Origin of the sequence: Streptomyces sp. NBC_01261, from assembly GCF_036226385.1 — a bacterium.
Classification (GTDB): domain Bacteria; phylum Actinomycetota; class Actinomycetes; order Streptomycetales; family Streptomycetaceae; genus Streptomyces.
In genome coordinates this window covers 3120989-3144282 of sequence record NZ_CP108463.1, presented here as the reverse complement: position 1 = coordinate 3144282, position 23294 = coordinate 3120989, and the positions used below count along the sequence as shown (strand labels likewise).

General features: G+C 71.2%; 17 protein-coding genes. 5 read left to right on the top strand and 12 right to left on the bottom strand.

Features of this window, described 5'->3' with window-relative positions:
• Position 1: 1 nt before the first annotated feature.
• Together OG226_RS13605 and OG226_RS13600 are read left to right on the top strand one after the other, a co-directional pair.
• The gene (locus OG226_RS13605; RefSeq protein ID WP_329349109.1) at positions 2 to 1012 is read left to right on the top strand and encodes an N-acetylglucosamine kinase; all 1011 of its coding nucleotides are present in this window, start codon (positions 2 to 4) and stop codon (positions 1010 to 1012) included.
• Positions 1009 to 3240, top strand: coding sequence for a glycoside hydrolase family 3 N-terminal domain-containing protein (locus OG226_RS13600; protein WP_329349108.1), 2232 nt, complete (start codon positions 1009 to 1011; stop codon positions 3238 to 3240). Before OG226_RS13605 ends, OG226_RS13600 begins: the two co-directional genes overlap by 4 nt.
• Here OG226_RS13600 and OG226_RS13595 read toward each other — a convergent pair.
• From OG226_RS13595 to OG226_RS13570, 6 genes are all read right to left on the bottom strand, one after another.
• Complete coding sequence (locus OG226_RS13595; RefSeq protein WP_329349107.1) at positions 3230 to 4114, bottom strand: carbohydrate ABC transporter permease; 885 nt, start codon at positions 4112 to 4114, stop codon at positions 3230 to 3232. The genes OG226_RS13600 and OG226_RS13595 overlap by 11 nt on opposite strands.
• Positions 4111 to 5127 (bottom strand): carbohydrate ABC transporter permease, encoded by a 1017-nt coding sequence (locus tag OG226_RS13590; protein ID WP_329349106.1) that lies wholly within the window; start codon positions 5125 to 5127, stop codon positions 4111 to 4113. The genes OG226_RS13595 and OG226_RS13590 overlap by 4 nt, the downstream gene beginning before the upstream one ends.
• Positions 5127 to 6497 (bottom strand): extracellular solute-binding protein, encoded by a 1371-nt coding sequence (locus OG226_RS13585; RefSeq protein ID WP_329349105.1) that lies wholly within the window; start codon positions 6495 to 6497, stop codon positions 5127 to 5129. Before OG226_RS13585 ends, OG226_RS13590 begins: the two co-directional genes overlap by 1 nt.
• 129 nt (positions 6498 to 6626) lie before the next feature.
• On the bottom strand, positions 6627 to 7256 hold the full coding sequence (locus OG226_RS13580; RefSeq protein WP_329349104.1) for a peptidyl-prolyl cis-trans isomerase: 630 nt from the start codon (positions 7254 to 7256) through the stop codon (positions 6627 to 6629).
• Positions 7253 to 11485 (bottom strand): NEW3 domain-containing protein, encoded by a 4233-nt coding sequence (locus tag OG226_RS13575; protein ID WP_329349103.1) that lies wholly within the window; start codon positions 11483 to 11485, stop codon positions 7253 to 7255. The genes OG226_RS13580 and OG226_RS13575 overlap by 4 nt, the downstream gene beginning before the upstream one ends.
• Positions 11486 to 11618: 133 nt before the next feature.
• The gene (locus OG226_RS13570) at positions 11619 to 12503 is read right to left on the bottom strand and encodes a MurR/RpiR family transcriptional regulator (RefSeq protein WP_328677381.1); all 885 of its coding nucleotides are present in this window, start codon (positions 12501 to 12503) and stop codon (positions 11619 to 11621) included.
• A 118-nt stretch (positions 12504 to 12621) separates the two neighbouring features.
• On the opposite strand from OG226_RS13570, the gene OG226_RS13565 reads away from it, so the two are divergent.
• Positions 12622 to 13386 carry an SIS domain-containing protein gene (locus OG226_RS13565; protein WP_328677380.1) on the top strand — a complete coding sequence of 255 codons (765 nt, stop codon included), beginning with the start codon at positions 12622 to 12624 and terminating at the stop codon, positions 13384 to 13386.
• Between the two features lie 208 nt (positions 13387 to 13594).
• Here OG226_RS13565 and OG226_RS13560 read toward each other — a convergent pair whose 3' ends face one another.
• Positions 13595 to 14173 carry a DeoR/GlpR family DNA-binding transcription regulator gene (locus OG226_RS13560; RefSeq protein ID WP_328677379.1) on the bottom strand — a complete coding sequence of 193 codons (579 nt, stop codon included), beginning with the start codon at positions 14171 to 14173 and terminating at the stop codon, positions 13595 to 13597.
• A 32-nt stretch (positions 14174 to 14205) separates the two neighbouring features.
• Between OG226_RS13560 and OG226_RS13555 the strand changes: the two genes are divergently transcribed.
• Positions 14206 to 14898 (top strand): MFS transporter, encoded by a 693-nt coding sequence (locus OG226_RS13555; RefSeq protein WP_329349102.1) that lies wholly within the window; start codon positions 14206 to 14208, stop codon positions 14896 to 14898.
• A complete protein-coding gene (locus OG226_RS13550) occupies positions 14868 to 15338 on the top strand; it encodes an AAA family ATPase (protein ID WP_329349101.1) in 471 nt (156 codons plus the stop codon). The genes OG226_RS13555 and OG226_RS13550 overlap by 31 nt, the downstream gene beginning before the upstream one ends.
• A 17-nt stretch (positions 15339 to 15355) precedes the next feature.
• On the opposite strand, the gene OG226_RS13545 is transcribed toward OG226_RS13550, so the two are convergent.
• The 5 genes from OG226_RS13545 to OG226_RS13525 are packed head-to-tail and all read right to left on the bottom strand — an operon-like array spanning position 15356 to position 23284.
• Entirely contained in the window at positions 15356 to 16438 is a 1083-nt protein-coding gene (locus OG226_RS13545) for a class I SAM-dependent methyltransferase (RefSeq protein WP_329349100.1), read from the bottom strand.
• A complete protein-coding gene (locus OG226_RS13540; RefSeq protein WP_329349099.1) occupies positions 16435 to 17634 on the bottom strand; it encodes a glycosyltransferase in 1200 nt (399 codons plus the stop codon). Before OG226_RS13540 ends, OG226_RS13545 begins: the two co-directional genes overlap by 4 nt.
• Positions 17631 to 18449, bottom strand: a complete 819-nt coding sequence (locus OG226_RS13535; RefSeq protein ID WP_329349098.1) for an alpha/beta fold hydrolase — start codon at positions 18447 to 18449, stop codon at positions 17631 to 17633. Before OG226_RS13535 ends, OG226_RS13540 begins: the two co-directional genes overlap by 4 nt.
• A 3-nt stretch (positions 18450 to 18452) precedes the next feature.
• Complete coding sequence (locus OG226_RS13530) at positions 18453 to 18755, bottom strand: acyl carrier protein (RefSeq protein ID WP_328677373.1); 303 nt, start codon at positions 18753 to 18755, stop codon at positions 18453 to 18455.
• On the bottom strand, positions 18752 to 23284 hold the full coding sequence (locus OG226_RS13525; protein ID WP_443066993.1) for a beta-ketoacyl synthase N-terminal-like domain-containing protein: 4533 nt from the start codon (positions 23282 to 23284) through the stop codon (positions 18752 to 18754). The genes OG226_RS13530 and OG226_RS13525 overlap by 4 nt, the downstream gene beginning before the upstream one ends.
• Positions 23285 to 23294: the final 10 nt, after the last annotated feature.

The following is a 23294-nucleotide window of genomic DNA, read 5'->3' as shown; positions in this document are numbered from 1 at the left end:
GATGAGCAATGATTTGAACCAAGAATTCGCCGGTGGCCTCGTCGTCGGCCTCGACGCCGGCGGCACCCGCACCCGCGTCGTCCTCGCCGCCGCCGAGGACGGCCGCCCCCTCGGTGAGGGCGCGGCCGGGCCCGGCAACGCCCTCACCGTCCCGGTACCGCGCCTCACCGACCACCTGGTCGAGGCGATCGGGCAGGCCGTCCCGGAACCGGCACGCGCCCGCGTGGTCGCCGTGTCCGGCGGCTTCGCGGGCGCCACGGCCGCCTCCACCGAGGAGCCGGGACACGTCAACGCCCGCACCGCCCTCACCACCGCGCTCCAGCGCCTCGGCATCCCCGCCGACCGCATCCGCGTCCGCAGCGACATCGAGGCCGCCTTCGCCTCCGCCCCCGGCACCCCCGCCGACGGCCTCGCCCTGGTCGCGGGCACCGGCGCGGTCGCCCTGCGCATCACCGACCGCCGCTCCACGGCCACCGTGGACGGCGACGGCTGGCTCCTCGGCGACGACGGCAGCGGCTTCTGGATCGGCCGGAGCGCGGTACGCGCGGCCCTGCGCATGGCGGACGGACGCGGCCCTGCGACCGCGCTGGCCGGGTCCGTCGGACAGGCACTCGGAGTGCCGGCCGAGGAACTGCCCACCGACGGCGACTGGTCCCGCGCCCACCGCGAGGCCTACCGCATGCACGTACTCCCCGCCGTGATGGCCGAACTCCCCATCCGCCTGGCCCGGTTCGCCCCGCTGGTCGTCGAGGCGGCGGGAAAGAGGGACGCCGTGGCGGAAGGCATCCTCGACGAGGCTGCGGACCAACTGACCGACACGGTGCGGGCGTTGGCACCGGCCCCGGGCGAGCGGGTCGTCGCCACCGGCGGCCTGCTCGGCCCCGAGGGACCGCTGACGACCCCCCTCACCGACCGCCTCCACACCCTCGGCCTCACCCTCGACTGGGTACCGGACGGTTGCCGGGGCGCGGTCGCCCTCGCCCGACTCGCCTACGACGGTGACATCCGATGACCGACTCCACCGTCCCCGTCTACCGCGACCCCGACGCCCTCGTGGACAGCCGGGTTTCCGACCTTCTCGCCCGTATGACCCTGCGCGAGAAGGTCGGCCAGCTCAACCAGCGGATGTACGGCTGGAATGCCTACCGCCGCACTCCCGACAGCCCCGACGGGTTCGAACTCACCGACGCCCTCCGTGCCGAGACCGACCGCTTCGCCGGACTCGGCGCGCTCTACGGCCTGTTCCGCGCGGACGCCTGGTCCGGCGTCGACCACACCAACGGCCCCGGCGCCCAAGACAGCGCCGCGCTGGCCGAGTTGGTGCAACGCCATGTCATCGCGAGCAGCAGGCTCGGCATCCCGGCCCTGTTCGTCGAGGAGGTACCGCACGGCCACATGGCCCTGGACGGCACGGTCCTCCCGGTCAACCTGGCCGTCGGCGCCACCTGGGACCCCGACCTGTACGAGCGGGCCGCCGCCCACGCCGCCGCCGAACTCCGCGCCCGGGGCGGCCACCTGGCCCTCGTCTCCGCCCTGGACATCGCCCGCGACCCGCGCTGGGGCCGCACGGAGGAGTGCTTCGGCGAGGACCCGCACCTCGCCGCCCGCCTCACCGAGGCGCTGGTGCGCGGGATGCAGGGCGAGCCCGGTGACGCCTTCGCTCCCGACAAGGCCCCCGTCGTCCTCAAGCACTTCGCCGGCCAGGGCGCCACGGTCGGTGGCCGCAACTCCGCCGAGTCCGAACTCGGCCTCCGCGAACTCCACGAGATCCACCTCCCCGCCGCCCGCGCCGGAGTCCGCGCGGGTGCCGCCGCCCTCATGTCCGCCTACAACGAGGTCGACGGCCTGCCCTGCTCCGGCAACCACGCCCTGCTGACCCAACTCCTGCGCGCGGACTGGGGTTTCGAGGGCCTGGTGATGGCCGACGGCCTCGCCGTGGACCGGCTGGCCCGGATCACCGGCGACAAGGTCTCGGCGGGCGCCCTCGCGCTCAACGCCGGTGTCGACCTGAGCCTGTGGGACGAGGGCTTCACACACTTGGAGGAGGCGGTCGAGCGGGGCTTGGTGAGTGAGGAGACCCTCGACGCGGCCGTGGCGCGTGTGCTCGGCCTGAAGTTCCGTCTGGGCCTCTTCGAACGGCCCTACAGCACAGGCGAGTTCCCGTCCCCGCGGCAGGGCAGGGAGCTGAGCACGGCACTCGCCCGAGCCGCGATCACCCTCCTCCACAACGACGGCGACGTCCTGCCCATCCCGGCGACCGTCTCCCGTATCGCGGTCATAGGCCCCCAATCGGGCACCTCCGCGCACCAGTTGGGCGACTACACGGCACCACGGACTTCCGGTGTCAGCGTCCTCGAAGGCCTACGCCAACTCGCCCCGCCCGGCACCGACATCCGCCACACCCCCGGCTGCGCCCTCACCGGCGACGACCTCTCCGGCATCCCCGAGGCGGTCGCCGCAGCAGCCGCCTCCGACCTGGCCGTCCTGGTGCTGGGCGGCAGCAGCGCCCGTACCCCCGACACGGACTTCGACGCCAACGGGGCCGCGCGGAACGCCGTCTCGGAGATGACGTGCGGCGAGGGAGTCGACCTCGCGGGCCTGAGCCCGGGCCGGGCCCAACTCGCCCTCCTGGACGCGGTCACCGCGACCGGCACACCCACGGTGGTGGTCCTGATCCAGGGCCGCCCGCACGTCGTCCCCGAACATGCCGGCGCCCTGCTCACCGCCTGGTACCCCGGCCCGTGGGGCGGCGAGGCCATCGCCGAGGTACTGCTCGGCCACGCCGAACCGACCGGCCGCCTGCCCGTCTCCGTGCCCCGCTCGGTGGCCCAACTCCCCGTCCACTACAACCACAAGGACACCGAGTACGGCGGATACGTGGACGCCGACGCCGAGCCGCGCCACTCCTTCGGACACGGGCTGTCGTACACGAGCTTCGAGTACGGCCCGCCGCGTGTCGTGGGGAGCGTGATCGAGGTCGACGTCACCAACACCGGGAAGCGGAACGGGCGTTCGGTGGTCCAGGTGTACATCCGGCGGCTGATCACCCCGGTGTGGCCGCGCACGCTCGAACTGCATGCCTTCCAGGGAGTCGAGTTGGCCCCGGGGGAGCGCCGTAGGGTGGAAATCCCCTTCGGCACCGACCGGTTGGAGCAGATCGGGGCCGTGGAGGTTCGGGTCGCGCAGTCCGCGCGGGCGGCGCTCGCCGTCGAGCCCGTCGTCGTACGCCTCAGAGCTTGACGGCTCCCGCCGACACGCCCTTGTAGAACCAGCGTTGGGTGATGACGAACAGCACCAGCACCGGGATCACGGAGATCACCGAACCGGCCATCACCACGCGCTGGTCGTAGCCGAACGACGAACTCTGCAACCGGGAGAGGCCCAGCGTCAGTGTCATGTGGTCCTCGGAGCGGAGCACGATCAGGGGCCAGAGGAAGTCGTCCCAGGCGCTGATGAAGGTGTTGATGGTGACCACCATGATCGCGCCCCACGCGGACGGGAGATAGAGGTGGCGGAACCGCTGCCACTCGCTCGCGCCGTCCAGCATCCCCGAGTCCTCGATCTCGCGCGGTACCGCGAGGAACGCGCCGCGCATCAGCAGGACGTTGATCGCGCCGACGAAGCCGGGCAGCCACACGCCCACCACGCTGTCGACCAGACCGAGGTCGCGGATGCTCAGGAACAGCGACACCATGATCGACTCGAAGGGGAACATCATGGAGGCGACCAGGAGGATCCAGACCGCTCTGCGGCCCTTCCAGGAGGGCTTGGAGAGCATGTAGCCGGCCGTCGTGGAGAACAGGAGTTGGCTGCCGACAGAGAGGGCGACCACGATCAGGCTGTTCTTGATGTACGTCGCCACCGGGACCTGGCTGAAGACCTCGCGGTAGGCGTGCAGGGTCGGGTGGTGGGGCAGCAGGGAGGCGTCCGCGCCGAAGACGTCCTCGCCGGTGCCCTTGAGCGAGGCCAGGAGCTGCCAGATCAGTGGGCCCACGGTGAGGCCCAGGACGAGGAGCAACAGCAGGTAGCGGACGAGGAGTTCGCGGGGGCGGCCGTAGTCACGCCAACGGGGCGTCGGGCGGCGGGACTTGGGCCGCACGGCGGTCGTCGTCATGACTCGTCCTCCTTCGTGAGGCCCTGCGCCAGCAGGGTCAGGCCCAGGGTCAGGACAAACAGCGCCACGCTCACCGCCGAGCCGTAACCCGCGCTGCCGGTAATGGGGTCCAGGCCGACGTCCCGGATGTAGAAGGGCAGCGTGCGGTCGGCGCCGCCGGGGCCGCCGGTGGAGCTGCCGAGCATGTAGATCTCGGTGAAGACGCGCAGCGAACCGATGCCCGTGAGGGTGCCGACCAGCATCATCGCCTGGCGTACGCCGGGCACGGTGATGTGCCAGAAGCGGCGGGCGGCACCGGCGCCGTCCATGGAGGCGGCCTCGTGCAGTTCTTTTGGAACGTTCCCGAGCGCGGCCAGGTAGAAGACCATGTACCAGCCGAGGCCCTTCCACAGGGTCAGGCCCATCGCCGAGAGCAGGATCAGCCACGAGTCGGAGAGGAAGGGGATCGCCGACCGGATCAAGTGGGCTTTCTCCAGCCAGGTGTTGACCAGCCCGTCGTCCGCCAGCAGCCACTGCCAGCTCAGACCGACGACCACGCTGGACGCGAGCACCGGGGTGTAGAAGGCGGAGCGGAAGAAGCCGATGCCGGGGAGGTTCTTCTCCACCAGGACGGCCAGCAGCAGTGGCAGCAGCACCATGAGCGGGACGACGATCACGGCGTACAGGACGCTGTTGCGGGTCGCCAGCCAGAAGTCCGAATCACCCAGCATGCGGGTGTAGTTGGAGAGCCCGACGAAGCTCGCGGCGCCGCCGAGCGGCTTGGCGTTCGTGAACGACAGCAGCAGCGTGTTGAGGAACGGGAACACCCCGAACACCGCCGCGCAGACGACCGCGGGCGCGGTCCACAGCCAGGGCAGCCACCAACGGCGGTACAGGGCCGCACCGTTGGCACCGGAGGCGGGACCGGGCAGGACGGCGCGGGCGAACTTGCGTATGCGGGACGTGCCCGGTGCGGAGCCGACGGCCTCCGCACCGGGCACGGTCACCGGCTTCGCGGTCTGCGTCGCCACCATCAACCAGCCTGCTTCAGCAGCTCGTTGGCCTTCGCCTGGGCGTCCTTCACGGCCTGCGCCGCGCTCTTCTTGCCCTGCATGGCCAACTGCACCTGCGACACGATCGCGTTCTGCACGGCCGGGGAGAGGTTGGTCTGGTAGGCCGTGGTCGTCTTGAGCTGGTCCGCCACGAGCTTGCGGGCCTGTGCGAACTGGTCGTTGCCGCCGGCCTTCTGGAAGAAAGGGTCGTTCAGCGAGGTGGTGGTCGTCGGGAAGATCACCACGTCCGGGTCCTTGGCCCAGGCCGTCTGGTTCTCGGCGTTGGTGAGGTACTCCGCGAACGCCAGTGCCACGGGGGCGTGTTCGCTGGTCGCGGCGACCGAGATGTACTGGGGGGCGCCGGTGGTGTGGCCCAGCGCGTCGTAGGGCTGCTGCCCGACCGCCGTCCTGGCGTAGATCGAGGGGCTGTTCTGCTTCACGAACCGCACATAGCTCGGGTTGGTCGAGCCGTAGGCGACCTTGCCCTGCGTGTACGGCGTGGACGGGTCGTTGCTGGAGGACAGGGAGTCCTTCGGCATCGCGCCCTCCTTGTACAGCTTCGCCATCCAGGCGACCCACTGGGTGGTGCGCGGATCGTCGGCGAACACGGCCGACCTGCCGTCGCTGGAGAGGGTCTTGATGTTCATCTGGTCGAAGTCCGCCGGGATGCGCCAGATCGGGTTGGCCATCGTCGCGTAGTACTTGCCCTTGGCCGACTCGGCGATCTTCTCGTAGTCGGCGAACAGCCCGAAGATCGTCGTGGGCGGCTTCGCGGGATCGATTCCGGCCTTCTTCAACAGGTCGGTGTTGTAGGTCAGGACGATGCCGCCGGTGTACCAGGGGAGCACGGTGTGCAGCGCGGAGCCCGAGGCGTTCTTGAAGGTGCTCGACTTCCAGAACGCGGGGACGAACGGCTTGCCGACCGAGGGGTCCTTGACGCCCAGGTCGAGCAGGTAGCCGGCCTTCGTAAGCGCCGTCGCCGTCTCCGAGTTGAGGTTGAGGACGTCCGGCAGCGTGCAGGCCTGGGCGTCGGCCACGGTGCGCTGGGTGAAGGTGCTGTCGCCCGGATCGTCGATCCACTTGACCGACGTACCGGGGTGCGCCTTCTCGAAGGACTTGATGACCCCGTTGAAGAACTTCCCGAAGTCCTTCTTCAGGTTGGTGGTCTGGAAGGTGATGTTGCCCTTCACCGCGCCGGTGAGCTTCCCCGACCCCACGTTGCCCTTGTCCACCGTGCAGCCGCCCGCGGTGGAGTCGCTGTCGCCCGAACTGCCGGACAGCCCGCAGCCGGCGGCCGTCAGGGTCAGGACGATGATCCCCACCATCGATCCGGTCAGTCTTCCTGTGCGCATCGCTGCCCTCCTGAGCATCAGCCAACAGTTGGTTCAATTAACCGACTTCGACTCTGATTGATGAAAAGGTGGACCAGAATTCATCGGAGGTCAATGGGTTCCCGTGTTGCTTTTAGGTTCCGGGAGCGATCAGTGCCGGTGCTCGTGGTCCGGGTGCGCCGGATCGCCGGGATGCTCATGACCCACGGCATACACAACGCCGGACTTGGCCTGGTCCAACCAGCCGAAGAAGGCCCGCCGCCCCGCGGCCCGCCGCAACTCCCGCTCGACCTCCGCACGGGCCTGCCCGTAGGGCACGAAATCCTCCGATGACACCCCGCCGAACGGGTCGACACCGCGCCGTAGCGCCTCCGTGGTGAGGAAGCGGTCCCGGTTCCGGTCGTAGTAGTCCCGCACGGCCCCCTCCGCGACCTCCTGCTCGCCCTCCAACTCGGCCAGCAGCAGCCGGGCGGCCGGAGAGTGCGCGAGCGCCGCCGCGACGATGCTGCCAAGATCCGCTACGTCCGTCTCGGCGACGCCGAGCACCCGATCCGGCGACACCTCCGCGGGAGGCCGCAACCCCCGCTCCACGCAAGCTCGTTGAGCCAGCTCGTCGATGACCACCACCTGCGTCGCCCACCGCCGACGCTGCCGCTCTGCCCGAGCGAGCGCCTCGGGCCGGGTGCTCTCCCGGTCCCGGGCCGGTACGGCCGCGAGCAACGCGTCCACCCGTCTCTTGGGAACGGGCCGGCCGCTCACCACGGCCGCGTGCTCCGTCACGGCGTCACCTCCAGCGCGACCGCCTCCGTGTAGGCGACACACCCGTGCCAGGCGGCCTTCGCGAGCAGCCAGTACGACCCCGGCGGCACCACCGAGCCGTCCACGTCGATCACACACTCCTGCTCCGCGCCACCGGCCACCGTGAACCCCTGGCAGCCGGGTTCGACCCCGGCCCAGGTGCCCCACGAGGAGACGGCCCAGAGGGTGCCGTTGATGGGCCCCCGGGTGGTGTTGCGGACGGTCACGGGCACCTGGACCCGCTCGCCCGCCCGCACGGTGATCCGCTCAACTCCCAGGCCACACACGAGGGTTGGTCCGTGCTGCCCGCTCGCCACGTCCAGCGCCAAGACGTCCTCGTACGTCTGCCCGCCGTACTCCAACCGTGCCGCCAGCCAGTGCCGGCCGGGCTCCGGTTCCGGCGGTGGCGTCACGGTCACCTCGGCCAGCGTGAACCCGCCGGGGCCCAACGCGTACGGCAGTTCGGCGGGTCGGGCGGTCCAGCCGGGCGGGACCTCGATCCTCACGGTGCCGGACACCGGTGCGTCGGTGAGCTCCGAGCCGACCCGGACGGTCGCGGTGACGGGACCGGACACGGTGAGCGTGCCGGGGGAGAGGAACACCGACACCGGCATGTTCCCCCGGGGCGCGGGGCCGGAGTTGTGGAGCCAGTAGCGGGTGTGGACGGGTTGTGCGGGCTCATGTGCCGTGATTCCAGGCCCGGTTGAAGTCCCGGCGTCGGCGGTCGCCAGCACCGTCGCGACCTCGAAACCGGTCAGGTCGAGGGTGAGTCCACCGTCCCGCTCCGGCGCCAACTCCTCACCGCGCGCCTCCAGTACGTCGGCCCGCGCACCCTCGGCCCAGTCGTGCGGTCCGCGTATCCGGGCCCGCACCGGCCGACCGTTCACCTCGTGCATCCGTACGACGACACCGCGCCCCGGATCGACCGGCACCGCGCTGCCCCGGGCCAGTGGGGAGCCGAGCGGCTTGAGGGCGTCGAGCAGGACCTCGCCCGCCGGTTCCAGGGCGAGCAGGGCCAACTTCCGTGGCAGGAAACCTTGTTGGGTGGAGGTGGAGGTCCGCAGGCGGGCCGTCAGCGGGTGGTTGAACTCATGTCCGGCCTGAGGGAAACGCGCCTCACGCCAGTCACCCGCGCCCGCGACCACCGCGTACTCGAACTCATGGGTCCAGCGCTGGAGTTGAAAGGCGGAGCCATCGGGTGCCGTGCGGCGGGGCGGGTCGACCCAGATGCCGGAGGGCCAGCCGGTGCAGGAGCGCATGAGGGACATGTAGAGGTCGCCGGAGGAGGTGACGACACAGCCGGGCGTGCCCCGGTTGAGGACGGCGAAGCTGCGGCCGTCCCACGCGTCGCCCGGCGGCAGCGCCTCGCAGCCGCCCGCCGCCGTGGCCGTGAGGACCGCGTCGTCGAGGTCGGCGATCAGCGCGTCCACCGCCTTGGCGTCGTCCTCGGGACGTGCGCCCGCCACCACGAGCAGCGGCAGCCGTTCGAGGTCGCGCAGGTCGGCCCCGGGCACCCACTCCTCGCGCAGCCCGGCACGCGGCGCGACCCACACCACCGCCACGCCCCGCTCGGACAGCTGCCGACGCACCTCGCGACCTGCTGCCGGGTCCCAGCCGAGGGCCTCGGCGACCACGGAGTTGCGCTCGGGCGCACCCACGGCGATCCGGAAGTCGGGGAGATTGGAGTCGACTTCGAGGTCGCCGTAGCGCGGGCCACCGGCAATCGTAGAGGTCGCGGTGACCCCGGCACGGACCAGGGCCGCCGCGAGCGGCGTACCGAGTTCGCCGGCGTCGTCCCAGTCGGCGTGGACGAGTTCGGCGACACCGATCGACCGGTGCCCGAGCAACTGCCCCGACTCGTCCCGCACCGCGACCCGTGCGGTGGATCCCAGCCCGAACCACGTGTTCGCCGGGTTGTCGAGCGTCCACGGGAACTCCTCGCTGTCCACCTCCACGAATCCGAACCCGCGCCCGATCACCGCGTCCGCCACCTCGTGCACCGGCAGCCCGCCGGTCACGTCGGACGGCCAGCGCACCCGGATCAGCCGGTCGGCGCCGTCGTAGCCGTCGATGGTCGTCGTCAGGTCGAGGCGCGGGACTCCGGCCCACAGCGTCAGCCGCTGCGTGTACCGGAACAGTCCGAGGTCGGCGGTGACGGTGATCCGCGAACCGGCGGGGGAGTGCCGGACATCGATGTCGGCGACGACGTCCCGGCTGCGTGCGGCGGTGGTCCCGGTCGGCGTGAGATGCCACGGCCCCTCGCCGAAGCGCGGGTGCCGCGCGTACTCCTCCTGTACGACGAGTTCGTTGCCGATGTCACCGGTGCGCAGCAACTCCCGCCCTTCCCCGGCGAGTTCGCGCAGGCTGCTGACGCCGCCGCCGCGTGCGGGGTCGACCGTGACCTCGTAGAACTCGTTGCGGATGGTGAGGCCTTCGCCGGGCGTCCACTCGGGTACCGAACCCTCGGTGAGCGGGAGGGCCTTGAGGCCCATGCCCGGGACCTCCGGTACGACGACACGGAGTTGGTCGCCCTCGCGTACGGCGGGCAGGGGCAGGCCGGTGTCGTCGAGGGGGATCAGGCCCGGGTCGGCGACCGTCAGCACGTCCCGGCGCTCCCAGGTCGCCGCGTTGAACACGACCAAGTCGTTTGTGCCGCCCGGTAGTTGGGCCACCTTCGCGGCCAGGGCATCCGTCGCGTCGGCGTGCACCGTCTCGGCCAGGTCGTACAGCTCGCGCCAGCCGGTCATCAGATCGATGTACACCTGGTCCGACTCGGAGCCGGTGATGGCGTCGTGGTGGGCGCCGTAGACGAGCTGTCGCCAGGCCTTGTCCAACGCCGCATCCGGGTAAGGGTGTCGGGCGACGAGCGAGGCGAGGGTCGACCAGGCCTCGGCGTCGGCGAGGAGGGTCTCGCCGTGGCGCTGGGCCTGCTTGGTGTCGATGTAGGAGACGTCCTTGCCGGTGTAGATCGGGTTCATGTCCCGGGTCTGCGGGGACGCTTTGCGGCCCTCCTCGTCCAACTCGGCGCGGACGGCGGCGAAGAAGTCCCGGGGGATCGCGCTGACGAAGCGCGGCGACACGTAACGGGCGTTCCAGTCCCGGTGGATGTCCATCACCCAGCGGCACGGGGGCGCGTAGTCACCGCCGACCGGGAGCAGCACGTTGCGGGTGAGCGCGACCTTCTTGAGCCCTCGGAAGAGTTTCAGCGCCGCCGCTTCGGCCTCGGGGAGGGTGGGCGCGTTGTCGATGGCCCAGCCGGCGCCGTAGTGGTTGACCATGTAGGCCGTGAGGAGCCCGCGCCCGGAGGGGGCGATCCAGCTGAACTCGGCCGGGAACTGCATGCGTCGGGCGTCGCGCGGCTCCTCGCCGAACACGGACAGGGTCGGGCCCCACTGGTGGAACGGGCCACGGGCCCATGAGCTGGAGGTCACCCCCGCGTCCGCCATCAGGCCGGGGAACTGCGGATCGTGCCCGAACGCGTCCAGTTGCCAAGCGGTTTCAGGCGTCGCACCCAGGATGCCGCGCTGGAAGCCGTCCCCGTACAGGGCGTTGCGTACGGTCGCCTCGGCGCCGGTGAGGTTGGTGTTGGGCTCGTTGTAGGTGCCGCCCATGATCTCGACCCGGCCGGTGCGCATCAACTCCCTCAGGAAGGCCCGCTCTTCGGGGAAGGCGTCCCAGTACGGCTTGAGGTAGTCGACCTCGGCCAGTACGAAGGTGTACGCGGGGTCGCGGCGGGCCAGGTCGCAGTGGGCGCGGACGAGGGTCATGCCGGACTGGCCGCGGGAGTCGAAGGTGCGGGCCGGGAGGCCGGTGGAGGCGGGGTCGTCGGCCACGTCCCAGGTCTCGGTGTAGGCGCCCTGGGTGTTCCACCAGACCGGGTCGTAGTGGAAGTGGCTGACCATGAACATGGTCCAGCCGGGTTCGGCGGCCGTGAACTCGGCGGTGAGCGTGGCCCGTTGGTCGCCGTCGGCCGCCGTCACCTCGATCGCGCACCGCTCGCCGGGCGCGAGGTCCGAGGTCACGGGTATCTCGACGTGCGCGGTGCCGTCCTCGCCCACGACCGTCTCCGCGGTGCCGTGCACGCCGGGGCCCTCGACCGTGAGACGGACCGGCCGGCCGGGGACATGGGCGAGTTCGGCGGCCACCACCTGGAGCGGATGCTCGGCGGTGCCGACGAACAGCTCGGTCGACAGGGCAGCGGTGACGCGCATGGGTCTCCTACCAGAGGCTCGGCGGAGCGCCCATCCTGACACCGCGAAGATGATTCAAACAACCATCCCCGCGTAACTTCGGTGGTTCATCCATGCAGACTCGGCCGAGATCACGGCCGGGTCCCGGCTGGGATCACCGACCCCTGCGGGCCTTCACGGCATGCTCCCCGGCGATGTGGTCGGTGAGGGCCAGGGAGGCGCTCGCGCGCTGGTAGGAGAGCTGCGCGACGCGGACGTAGAGGCAGTCGATGAGGACCAGGACGGAGTGGCGGGCGCCGATGATGCCGGTGGGGAAGCTGGTCGCGGAGGACGACGAGATCAGCCGGATGTCGGCGGCGCGGGCGAGTGCGGAGCGCGGGTCGGAGGTGAGGGCGATGGTGGTGGCGCCGCGCTCCTTGGCGAGTTCGAAGGGCTCGATGGTCTCGCGAGTGGAACCGGAGTGGGAGATGCCGATGGCGACGTCCGCCGGGGTGAGCAGGGCGGCGGAGGTGGCGGCCGCGTGCACCTCGGTCCAGCCGCGCACCGCGCAGCCGATGCGGAACAGCCGGGTCTCGGTCTCCTGGGCGACCGCCCCGCTGCCGCCGATGCCGTAGACGTCGATGCGCCGGGCGCGGGCGGTGGCCGTGGCCGCGCGCTCCACCGCGTCGAGGTCGATCCGGTCGATGGTCTGCTGCACCGCGCGGAGGTCCGCGCTGCCCACGACCTGCACGACCCGTTCGAGATCGTCGTCCGGCGAGATGTCCGGGCCGATCTCGGCCGTGCCCCAGTCGGAGACCTCGCCGCGACCGCGCTCCTGGGCCAGTTCGATCAGCAGATGCTGGTACGAGTCGAGGCCGACCGCCCGGCAGAACCGGGTCACCGTCGCCTGTGACGTCCCGGTGCGGCGGCCCAGCTCGGCGGCCGAGCAGTGGGTGACGGCGGCCGGATCCTCCAGGATCAGCTCGCCGACCTTCCTCAGTGAGCCGGCCAGTCGGGGCAGCTCGGTGCGGATGAGGGTGGTGACGTCTGTCGGGGGCATGTGCAGAAGGTATCAGCCACCCCAGAGGCCATCGATTGAATACCAGGACCGCATGTGATTTATTGATTCATTGATCTGGAAAGAACAGGTGGTTTGATCCACCGGTGGGGAGAATCGCGTGTCCGCCGAGTCCGTAAGCGCCGAGACCTTCGCGCGCGAGAGTCTGGCCGTCCTCCAGGACATCACCGAGTCCAGCCGCGACACCGTGTCCCGCGCCGCCGGACTGATCGCGGACTGCGTCCGCACGGACGGCGTCATCCAGGCCTTCGGCACCGGCCACTCCCAGGCCATGGTCCTCGAACTCGCGGGCCGCGCCGGGGGTTTGGTGCCCACCAACCGCCTGAGCATCGCCGACCTCGTCCTCTACGGCGGCGATCCGCCCAGCGTCCTCGACGACCCGCTGCTGGAGCGGCGGGCCGGAGTCGCCGAGCGCCTCTACGACCTCGCGGCGCCCCGACCCGAGGATCTCTTCGTCATCATCTCCAACTCCGGTGTGAACAAGGTGATCGTGGAGATGGCCCTGCGCGTGAAGGAGCGCGGCCACCGGCTTCTGGCCATCACCTCGCTCGCCCACACCCGCGCCGTCCCGGCCGGTCACCCGAGCGGCAAGAAGCTCGCCGACCTCGCCGACGTCGTCCTCGACAACGCGGCCCCACGCGGGGACGCCCTTCTCGAACTCCCCACCGGGGGTGCCGTTTGCGCCCTGTCCACGCTCACCGGCGCGATGCTCGTCCAGCTGTCGGTCGCGGAGGCGGCGGCGCGGTTGCTCGCCTCGGGGGAGCGGCCTCCGGTGTACGTCTCGGCCAATGTGCCCGGCGGCTTCGAGGGCAATCTGGAGCTGGAGAAGCGGTACGCGGGGCGAATTCGCCGTACCGCGAGCTGAGTCGACGTAGAGGCGGAGTGGGACGAGCGGCCGGAGCCCCCGGAACCGGGCCGCGGCCGCTCGTCGTCGTCACGTCCCCCGTCGACACGTCTCCCGTCAACACGCAGGAGTCAGACGGGAATTGCTGTAATCACCAAGTGATGCTAGGCGCGGTGAATGCATCATTCAATGGGGGACAGCCGGTACTCGGCCACTGGGGGGCGGGTACTCAGCCCGTGCGGAGCCCCGCCGGGCCCTCCTCCGCGATGCGGTCGACCACCGCGGACGGCAGGCCGTCGTCGGTCACGACGGTGTCGAGCCGGTCCAGCTTCGTCACGTTGAACCACTCCACCGTGGCCCCGTTCGTGCTGTCGGCGAGCAGCACGACCGAGCCGGCCGCCTGCATCACCGCCTGCTTGAGCAGGACCTTGTCCATCGAGGAACTCGTGACGCCGTGGGCCAGGTCCCAGGATCCGGCGCTCAGGAAGGCGAGGTCGAGATTGAGCGCGCCGACCGTCCTGGCGGCGAGGGGGCCACTGCTCGAACCGCTCGACACGTCGACCTCGCCGCCGGTGTGGACCGTGTGCACGGACGGCAGTTCGCACAGCGCCAGTACGGCGTGAAAGTCGTTGGTGACGACGGTGAGATCCTTGCGGCCGGGCAGGAACGGCACGACCGACTGGCACGTCGTCCCCGCGTCGAGGAACACCACCATGCCGTCCTCGACGAGCTCCGCCGCCCGCCCGGCGATCGCCTGCTTGCGGGGCATCTCCAGCGCCGCGCGCGAGGCGCGCTCGCGGGGCGGCACATGGCCTTCTCCTGACGGTCGGTTGGCGCGGCATGTTCGTCGCCGTCGGCGCGCTCGGCATCCTCGTCATGCTGGTCCGGCTGCGCGTGTACCGGGACCCCACCCTGCGCGAGCAAGTCATCATCAGGGGGCAGGAGGTAGCGGAGGTTTGTGCGAACAAGCAGGCGCTGCCCGCCAGTTGGTGCGCGCCGTTCCGGCAGCGCAACACCTACTTCATGATCCTCGGCGCCTTCGGCATCTTCTGCACCGTGTGGGTCTACCCGACCTGGCTGCCGAGCTACCTCCAGACCTCCCGCGGCCTCAGCCTCTCGGAGACCGGCTGGCTGTCCTCCCTGCCCTACCTCTGCGGCATCCTCGGCGTCCTCTTCGGCGGCTGGCTCTCCGGCCGGCTGATCCGCAGGGGCCACTCCGCGGTCGTCTCCCGCAAGGTCCCCATCGTCGGCGGTGCCGTCCTGGCGGCAGCCGCGGTCCTCCCTGTGGCGTACGTCCACAGCACCCCGCTCGCGCTCTCCCTCGGCTACTTCGCCGCCCAGGTCCCGATGGGCTGCCTGTGGACGCTGGCCTCCGACATCGCCGAGTCGCACCAGGTGGCCTCGCTGGGCGCGATCCAGAACTTCGGCGGCTTCCTCGTCGGCGGAGCGCTCCTGCTGTTCGGCGGGATGTCGTACCTCTTCTTCGTGAAGGAACGCCGCCCATGGCCGCCGCCCCACGGGTGTACTTCGTGATCGGCCCCGCCGGGTCGGGCAGGACCGGCGTGGCCCGGCTGATCGCCGAGCTGAGCGGCGCCGCGTACCTCGACAAGGACACCGCCTGCACCCGCCTCGCCGAGACGCTCCTCGAACTCGCCGGCACGGACCGGAACGAGCGGGACCTCAACCCGTACTACCAGTCCGTGGTGATGGACCTCGAATACGCGACCGTCCTCGACCTGGCCGCCGACAACCTGCGGGTGGGGCGCCCGGTCGTCCTGGACGCGCCGCTAGGGCGCTACTTCCAACAGGCGGACTACTGTGCCGAGGTGACATACCGTCACCACTGGCCGTCCGAGGCCAACGAGTGCCAATGGGCGGACGGGCGGCGGCTGGTGTTCGACAACCCCGCCGACGCTGTGACGGCGGACGCGGTCGCCCGAGCGCGGGCGGAACTGGACCCACCGGGCCCCTGAGCAAGCGGCGTGCAGGCTCAGTCGCGCCGCGCCACCAGCCGATAGGCGTTCGACACCCCCAGCCGGTGTGACAGCCGCTTCACGACGAACCGGTCGAGCGCCGTGCCCAGCAGCAGCGCCGGAATCCCCGCGATCAGCACCGCCGCGCGACCCGCGCGGGCCGGTCCCGACGGCGGCTTCGGCACCCACGGCAGGTTGTCGCGGGGCGCGGCCGTGTCCAGGGCCAGCCAGGTACCGGCGAGGAGATCGACCGGATCGTGCGGCTCCGCGTGCTGTTCCGCCACGACCGTGAAGCCCAGGTCGGTGAGTCGGCGGCGCAGGTTCTCGACCGGGATGAAGTGCAGGTGCTGCGGCTGGAGCCAGGGCAGCCACCAGCGGCCCAGCAGACGGGAGTACCGGCTGTCGGGGTCCGGGACCTCGATCAGGAGATGGCCGCCGGGGCGCACGGCCTGGTGCGCTGCGGTCAGTTCGCGCTCGGGCTCGGTGCTGTGCTCCAGGTAGTGGAACATGCTGACGACGTCGTAGTGGCCCGAGAGACCCGGGGCCAACTCGGGGAAGCTGCCTCGGTATCCGCGCTCCACCCGTCCCGCCTGTTCGGCGAGTTCGGCGCCGTCGGTGAAGTCGAGGCCGTCGAAGGTGGTGTCGGGATACACCGTGCGGGCCGACTCGCAGAAGTGGCCGTGGCCGGTGCCGACGTCCAGCCAGTTCTTGGGGGTCGGTGAGTGCGGCAGGAGCGACTCCGCGCGCTGCTCGTACATCTTGGTGCGAGCGGCGAACGTGTTGCCCAACTGCTTCTCGCCCAGGCCGTCGTAGAAGTCCCGGTAGTAGAACTCCAGCCCGGCCGGGCTCAGTCGGGGGTTCTGGAAGGTGTGCCGGCAGTCCTCGCAGCGGTCCAGGACGAAGGTGCCCGGCTTGTGCTGGATCAGGTCCTTCGTGCGCAGCCGGGTCTTCAGACGGGACGAGTCGCACCAGGGGCAGGTCTCGCGCCGGGGTTCGAAGAAGCGGTCCAGGCCGTCGGCCAAGTCGGCCTGGTAGGTGGGCCGTAGGGCTGCCACCTGGTCGTTGCGGCTCGGGGGCCTGGGGTCGTCCTCGTTGCTCACGGGGTCTCCTTCGGGGACGCGCCGGCGGCCAGCAGCTCCAGATGGGTCGCCGCCGCGCGGGTACCTCCGGCCGCGCGGAACGCCGTACGGATGCGGCCGGCCGCGGCGCGGTGGTCGGGTTCGTGGAGTACGGCGTCGATCGCCGCGCCCAGCTTGGCGGCGGTGACCCGGCCGAAGCGGACGCGGATGCCCGCGCCCGCGCCGGTGACCTGTCCGGCGATCACCGGCTGGTCGTCACGGATCGGCGCCACGACGAGGGGGACGCCGTGCCACAGCGCCTCGCACACCGTGTTGTGCCCGGCGTGCGAGACGACCGCGTCCGCCCTTTCGAGGAGCGGGAGTTGGGGGATCGAGGGGAGGACGAGGATGTCCTTGTCCTGCTCGTCCGGTGCGCCGAGCGTCTTGCCGGGGTCCGCGATCACCGCCTGTACGCGGTCCGTTCGTGCTCGCAGCGCCGTCAGGCACTCCGCGAGGAAACGGGCGCCCACATCGGTGTTGGCGGTGCCCAGACTGACCAGGACCAACGACCGGGCCGGGTCCAGCCAGTCCCAGGGGAAGTCAGGCGCGGCCGGGCGGGGCGCGATCGACGGACCGACCCAGCGGATCTGCTCGCCCCGCCGTGTCTCGGGGCCGACGAGCTCCGGGGTGCTGAACGCGAGCACGAGATGCGGGGAGAAGCGCGGGTCGGCGGTGCCGGACGGATCGCCGATGCCGGTGCGGAGTCCGTGCAGCAACTGGTCCAGCCACAGGGCGACTTTGGGCATCCCGGCGAGGACGTCCGTGAACTCGGCGGAGGTGGTCGCCGAGGTCGCCCACGGCACGCCCAGCCGTTCCGCCACCAGCCCACCGGCCAGGGCCTGTTGGTCGGCGACGACCGCGTCGGGCCCGAACTCCTGGACGGCCGCGGCGACTCCCGGCGCCATCTGTTCGGCGAGCGGCGCGAGAAATGCCTCCCACAGGAACTTCAGGGCCTCGGGGCCACGGATGTCGGGTGGGCGTACTCCGTCGCCCTCCCCCGGTACCGGTCCGGCGCAGGGGAACACGCGCGCCGACTCGCCCGCGAGCCGCCGTACGAGATCGGGGTCGGCGCAGGCCCACGCCAACTCATGTCCCCGTGAAGCCAGTTCGGCCGCCAAGCCCACCGCCGGGTTGATGTGGCCGACCAACGGCGGGACGACGAACAGGAACCGGCTCACCGGGCCGCCACCTCGGCGGCCTCCGGCGCACTTGCCTGGATCAGGGAGAGGATGTGCCCGCCGACCGTGCCCGCCGCCTCGACCAGCACCGAGTGCTCGTGGCCGGGGACGACGACGGTCCGGCAGTCGGGGAGTACGGACTCCAGCCAGGGCGCGAGGAGGGCGAGGTCCGAGTCGCCGCCGTAGATGCCGAGCACCGGGCAGTACACCGCGCGGATCTGATTCTCCGTCAACACACCGCTGGCCGGGATGTCCTGGGAGAGGGAGGTCTCCCGGGCCAGGCGGGCGGCGCCCTTCGCGAGGCGGGCGGTGTTGTGGCCGCGGTTCGCGCTGATCCAGGCGATCGCGTCGTCCTCGTTGTGCGCCAGCTCGTGCAGCACACGGTCCAGGATGCCGCCGAGTTTCGGTGCCCAGGCGGTGGTCGCCGGTTCCGACTCGATGAGGGAGACGCTCGCGGCCCGCTCGGGGTGTCGGGCCGCGTAGCCGAACGCCACTGTCCCGCCGTAGGAGTTGCCGACCAGATGGACCGGGCCGGTCACCTCCAGCCGGTCGAGCAGCGCCTCCAGGTCGTCGATGTTGTCGTCGAGCGTGTAACCGGTGGCCGGGCGCCCGCTGCGCCCGTGGCCGCGCAGGTCGTACATGACCACGTCGACGCCGGCCAGCGCGAACGGCGGCGCGATGGTGAAGTAGTAGCTGGCCAGGCTGTCGGTGAGCAGACCGTGCACGAGCACCGCCGTGGCGGTGACCGGCCGGCCGTCGGGCGGGCTCATCCGCTGTACGTGCAACCGGAGTTGACCGGTGTCGACCATCGCCATGGCTCAGCCCGCCTCGACTGCCTTGAGACTCTGCACGACGTACTCCACGAGCCGGCCGACGGTGAGTTCGATGATCTCGTCGAACTCCATCCCGGCCAGGAACTCGGCGAAGTTGACCTTCGTCCCGTAGTGCTCCTGGAGCAGACCGGCCAGCGTCACCAGGTCGATGCTCTCCAGCTCCAGGTCGCGGTTGAAGGTCGTCGTCATGGTGATCTCGACGTCGTCGACGCCGTACTCGTCCTCCAGCAGCGTGGTGAGCATGCCGGTGAGGTCGGCGAGGACGGTGTCCTCGGTGGTGGTGGTCATCGGTCGTACTCCTCCTCGTGCGCGGGTCCCGTCGTCCAGGCCACGACGTAGGTCCTGTCCGGCAGACTGGGGGGATTGCCGGCCGGCTCGTAGTGCACGGTGTAGGCGCGCTCCAGGCGCCCCGACACCAACAGCCGTGATCCGTGGGCCACTTGGAAGACGGCGAAGTCGCGCGGCCGTCCCCGGAAGCCGGTGCCCTCCGCCTTGGCCACCGCCTCCTTCGCCGCCCAGAAACGGGCGAACCACAGCGCCTCGGACTCACCGGTGGCCGTCGACTGGGCCCGGAGGAGCGTCAGTTCCTCCTCACCGAGAGCGGTGGTGAGGGTGCTCGGGGGGCGTTCCACGACCTCCTCGATGTCGATCCCGGGGCCGGGGCCGGGAACATGCGGCCGTACGATCGCGACCGCCGCCTCGGCGCGATGGGCCAGCGAGACGTCCAGCGGGGGCAGGATCCGGCCGTGCAGTCCGGTGACGTACGGGCGGCCCGACTCGTCGTTGTGGACCCGGATCTCCGCCGGAAAGACCGGCCCCTCGCCATGACCCCACAGCCACTGTCGTACCGCGTCCTTCACCGCGATCCGGCCCAACAGCCACTGCCGGCGCCCGCGCGGCGGATGCTCGGCGTACTGCGAACGCTCCACGCTGCTCAGGGAGTTGCGCATGATGAGGTCGCGCGAGGCCAGGTCGGGCCAGCGCTCGTTGAGCAGGGTCCGGCCGCCGGGGCGGGCCTCGGAGAGGGTGTTGCGCTCCGGGAAGCGCTCGACGGGCTTGGTCTGCGGGTCGTTGTCGAAGCGCCGGTCCTGCCAGCCGGTGAGGTCCGCCCACACCTCGCCGTCGACCGTGAGCTGAACGTCGGCTTCGAGCGCGGTGTCGGTCAGCGAGGTGATCCGAACCAGGCACTCCACCTCGGCGCCGGGGCGCGGATGCGGGCCGTAGAAGCGCATCTCGCGCATGCCGACCGGGAAGACGACAGTGCGTTCGGTGCGGGTCGCCATGATCCAGTAGCCGAGGATCTGGCCGACGTTGTCGAGCAGGGCGCCGGGAGCCGGGGGTGTGGTGATCACGCCGCGAACGTGGCGGTCGCCGATCGCGGTGAGTTCGGTGACGCCCTGGAACGCCGGGCCGTGGAACATCCAGCGTTCGTCGTAGAGATGGGCCGCGGTGTGGTCGGGGACACGCTCGGTGGCCGGGTCCGGGCGGGGGTGCGGTGGGGGTGATACGGCGTGGGCGGGGGCCAGTTCGACCACGCCGCGGGCGTGCGGGCCGAAGGAGACGGCGAGTCGGTCGGGGGTGTCCGCCACCACCCGCACCGGTACGTCGGCCGACGGTGTCGCCGTCAGCCAGCGGTCGAACCTGGCGTCGTGCACGGTGACCGCGCGCATGCCTGGCGCGGTGCGTTCCGCCGCTTCGATCATGTGCTGGACGATCGTGGTCGCGGGGACCACCGGCCAACGGTCCGCCACGTCCGGCCAGTCGGGGCGCTGCGGGAAGAAGCAGTGGTCCATGAGGTAGGGCATGGACTCGGGGGAGACGTGGACCGTGGTCCGCCACTCCCTTGGGGGAGCGGGGAGTTGGGGTGGTGGGACGGGGGCGGACACCCGGGGTGCGGGCACGTGTGCGGGTGCGGCCGGTGCGGTACGGCGGCTGCCCGCGCTGATGAGTTGGGCCGCCGTGTCGGCGGTGTCGCGCATGAGGGCGTGCAGTTCGGCGGCGGCCGGGAAGCGGTCGGTGAGGGCGTCCAGGGACGAAAGGGCAGCGAGGGCAGGGGTGTTGGCGGTGACCGGTGTGCGTAGTTCCGCCCGCAGTCTCACCAAGGTCGGGGCGTCCAGGGACACGAGTGCGCCGTCCATGTCGAGCCGTACCGGGGGCCGTTCCCGTCGTGGAGCCGGTTTCCGCGGGGCCAGTGTCGTCGGGTCCGTCGCTCCGCCCGCTGCCCACAACGCCGTGGCCACGCGGCGAAGTTGGGCCAGTCCGGAGCGGTGGGGCGAGTTGGCGGCGACGACGAGGTGGTCGCGTCCGCTGAGTGTCGCGTCGATGAGGGAGCCGAGTTGGCCGGTGCCGACCTGGACGAACGCGCGGTGGCCGGCTGTGTACATGGCCTCGACGAGTTGGCGGAAGCGGACGGGTTCCAGGAGGTGGCGGATGAACAGTTCGCGTACCGCCTTCTCGTCCGTGGGGTACGGCGAGGCAGTAGTCCCGGACCAGAGGGGGACCGTCGGCGGGTGGAGGCGGAAGCGGTTCGTGGCCTCTTCGATCGGGGCGAGGTAGGGCTTCAACATCGGTGTGTGGAAGCCGGATTGGAACGGGAGGACCTGACTCAGGACCCCCTGTGCGCGGAAGGACCGCACGAACTCGTCCACGGCCTTGTCCGGTCCGCACACCATCGACTGACCCGGCGCGTTGTCGTGCGAGAGCACGATTCCGGCCTCCGGCCAGTCGGCGGCGAGCGCCGACAGCACGCGCTCGGCCGGGGCGCCGATCGCCCCGAAGGCGAGGCCGGGGACCGTCACCGAGTCGGGGTCGAACGCCTCCATGAAGTCGCTGACCTCATCGGGCGAATACACCCCGGCGGCCGTCATCGCGGTCCACTCGCCGACACTGTGTCCGGCGACCGCGTCCGGGACGACACCCATCTTCCGCAACGCGGCGTCCAGCAACCGCCCGACGCCGACCACATCGAAGCCGTGACGGCCGACATCCCCTACCTGCGCCGGGGTTGCGGACCGGTTCTCGCGGAGTCCGAAGTGCGCGGCGACGTCCTCGACCCGGGGCGTGAAGTCGCCCTCCAGGCCCGGGAAGACGAACGCCAGCTTTCCCGCGCCCGGTCCGATGAGCGGGCTCGGCGTGAACCACACATCGCTACGGCCCTGCCAGGCCCGTCCCTTGGCGACCGCCCGGCGGGCCAGCGCGAGGCGCTTGGCGTCCGGGGCGACAATGCCGAGCCGTGAACGGCCGGAGGTGGCAGGGGAGTTCTGCCCGGCCAGGAGGACGGAGTCGTCGGTGTCCAGCAGCGTGGCGAGAGCCTCGGGGCTGTCGGCGGTGAGCATCAGCACGCGTTCCGGTTCGGCCACGGAGGCTGTGCGAGCGGGGGCGTCGGTGCGTTCCGGTTCGTCGACGACCGCCGCCGCCGAGCGTGATGCGCGCGCCCCGGGCGCCTCCTCCAGCACCACATGCGCGTTGATGCCGCCGAACCCGAACGCGTTGACGGCCGCTCGCCGCACGGGTTGTTCGGGAGTCGTCTCCCAGGGTGCCGCTTCTTCCAGCGGACGGAACCGGGTCGCCGCGAGCGCGGGGTGCGGGTCGTCGCAGTGCAGGGTCGGCAGGAGCATGCCGTGGTGGACGGCGAGGGCGGCCTTGACCAGGCCGGCGACTCCGGCGGCCGGCATCGTGTGGCCGATCATCGACTTCACGGAGCCGATGACCGCACGGCCATGGGAGGTGCCCGCGTCCCCGAACACCTCGGCCAGCGTGGCGAGTTCGGCCGCGTCACCGGCCGGCGTCGCCGTGCCGTGCGCCTCCAGCAGGCCGATGGAGCCGGGCAGTGCCGGGTCCAGTCCCGCCGCCTGCCAGGCCTGGCGTACGGCGTGGGTCTGGCCGGTCGAGTCCGGGTTGACGAGACTCGCGGCGCGGCCGTCACTGGAGACGCCGGTGCCGCGGATGACGGCATAGATCCGGTCGCCGTCGCGTTCGGCGTCGGCGAGGCGCTTGAGGACGACGACTCCGGTGCCCTCGCCGATCAGGATGCCGTCGGCGTCGCGGTGGAAGGGGCGGATGCGCTGGCTCGGGGAGAGCGCGCGCAGTTGGGAGAACACGCTCCACAGCGTGATGTCGTGGCAGTGGTGGACGCCTCCGGCGAGCATCAAGTCACAGCGGCCGGAGGTGAGTTCGGTCACCGCCTGGTCGACGGCGATCAGCGAGGAGGCGCAGGCCGCGTCCACCGTGTACGCCGGGCCGCGCAGGTCGAGGCGGTTGGCGACGCGGGACGCCGCGAGGTTGGGGACCAGGCCGATGACCGACTCGGGGCTGTCGGGGCCGAGCCGTTCGGTGAACGCGGAGCGGATGCGGTCGAGTTGGCCGGGGTCCAGGTCGGGCAGCAACTCGCCCAGTGTGCGGACGAGTTGGCCCGCGGTACGGACCCGCTGGTCGAGGCGGACCAGACCCGGGGTGAGATAGCCGCCCCGGCCGAGGACGACACCGACCCGCCGCCGGTCGGGCAGCCGGGACTCACCGCCCGCGTCGGCGAGGGCGGCGGCGGCCACGTGCAGGGCGATGAGCTGGTCGGGTTCGGTGCCGGGCACCGAGTTCGGCATGATGCCGAACCGGGTGACCTCGACCTCGGCCAACTCGTCCACGAAACCACCGCGCCGGCAGTACACCTGGTCGGCCACGGCCGGACCGCTCGCGGAGTCCGGCCGGTAGTAGTCCGCGTCCCAACGCCCGTCCGGCACCTCACTGATGGCGTCCGTGCCGCCCAGCAGATTCCGCCAGTACGCGTCGAGGTCGGCGGCGCCGGGGAGCAGCACCGACATGCCCACGATG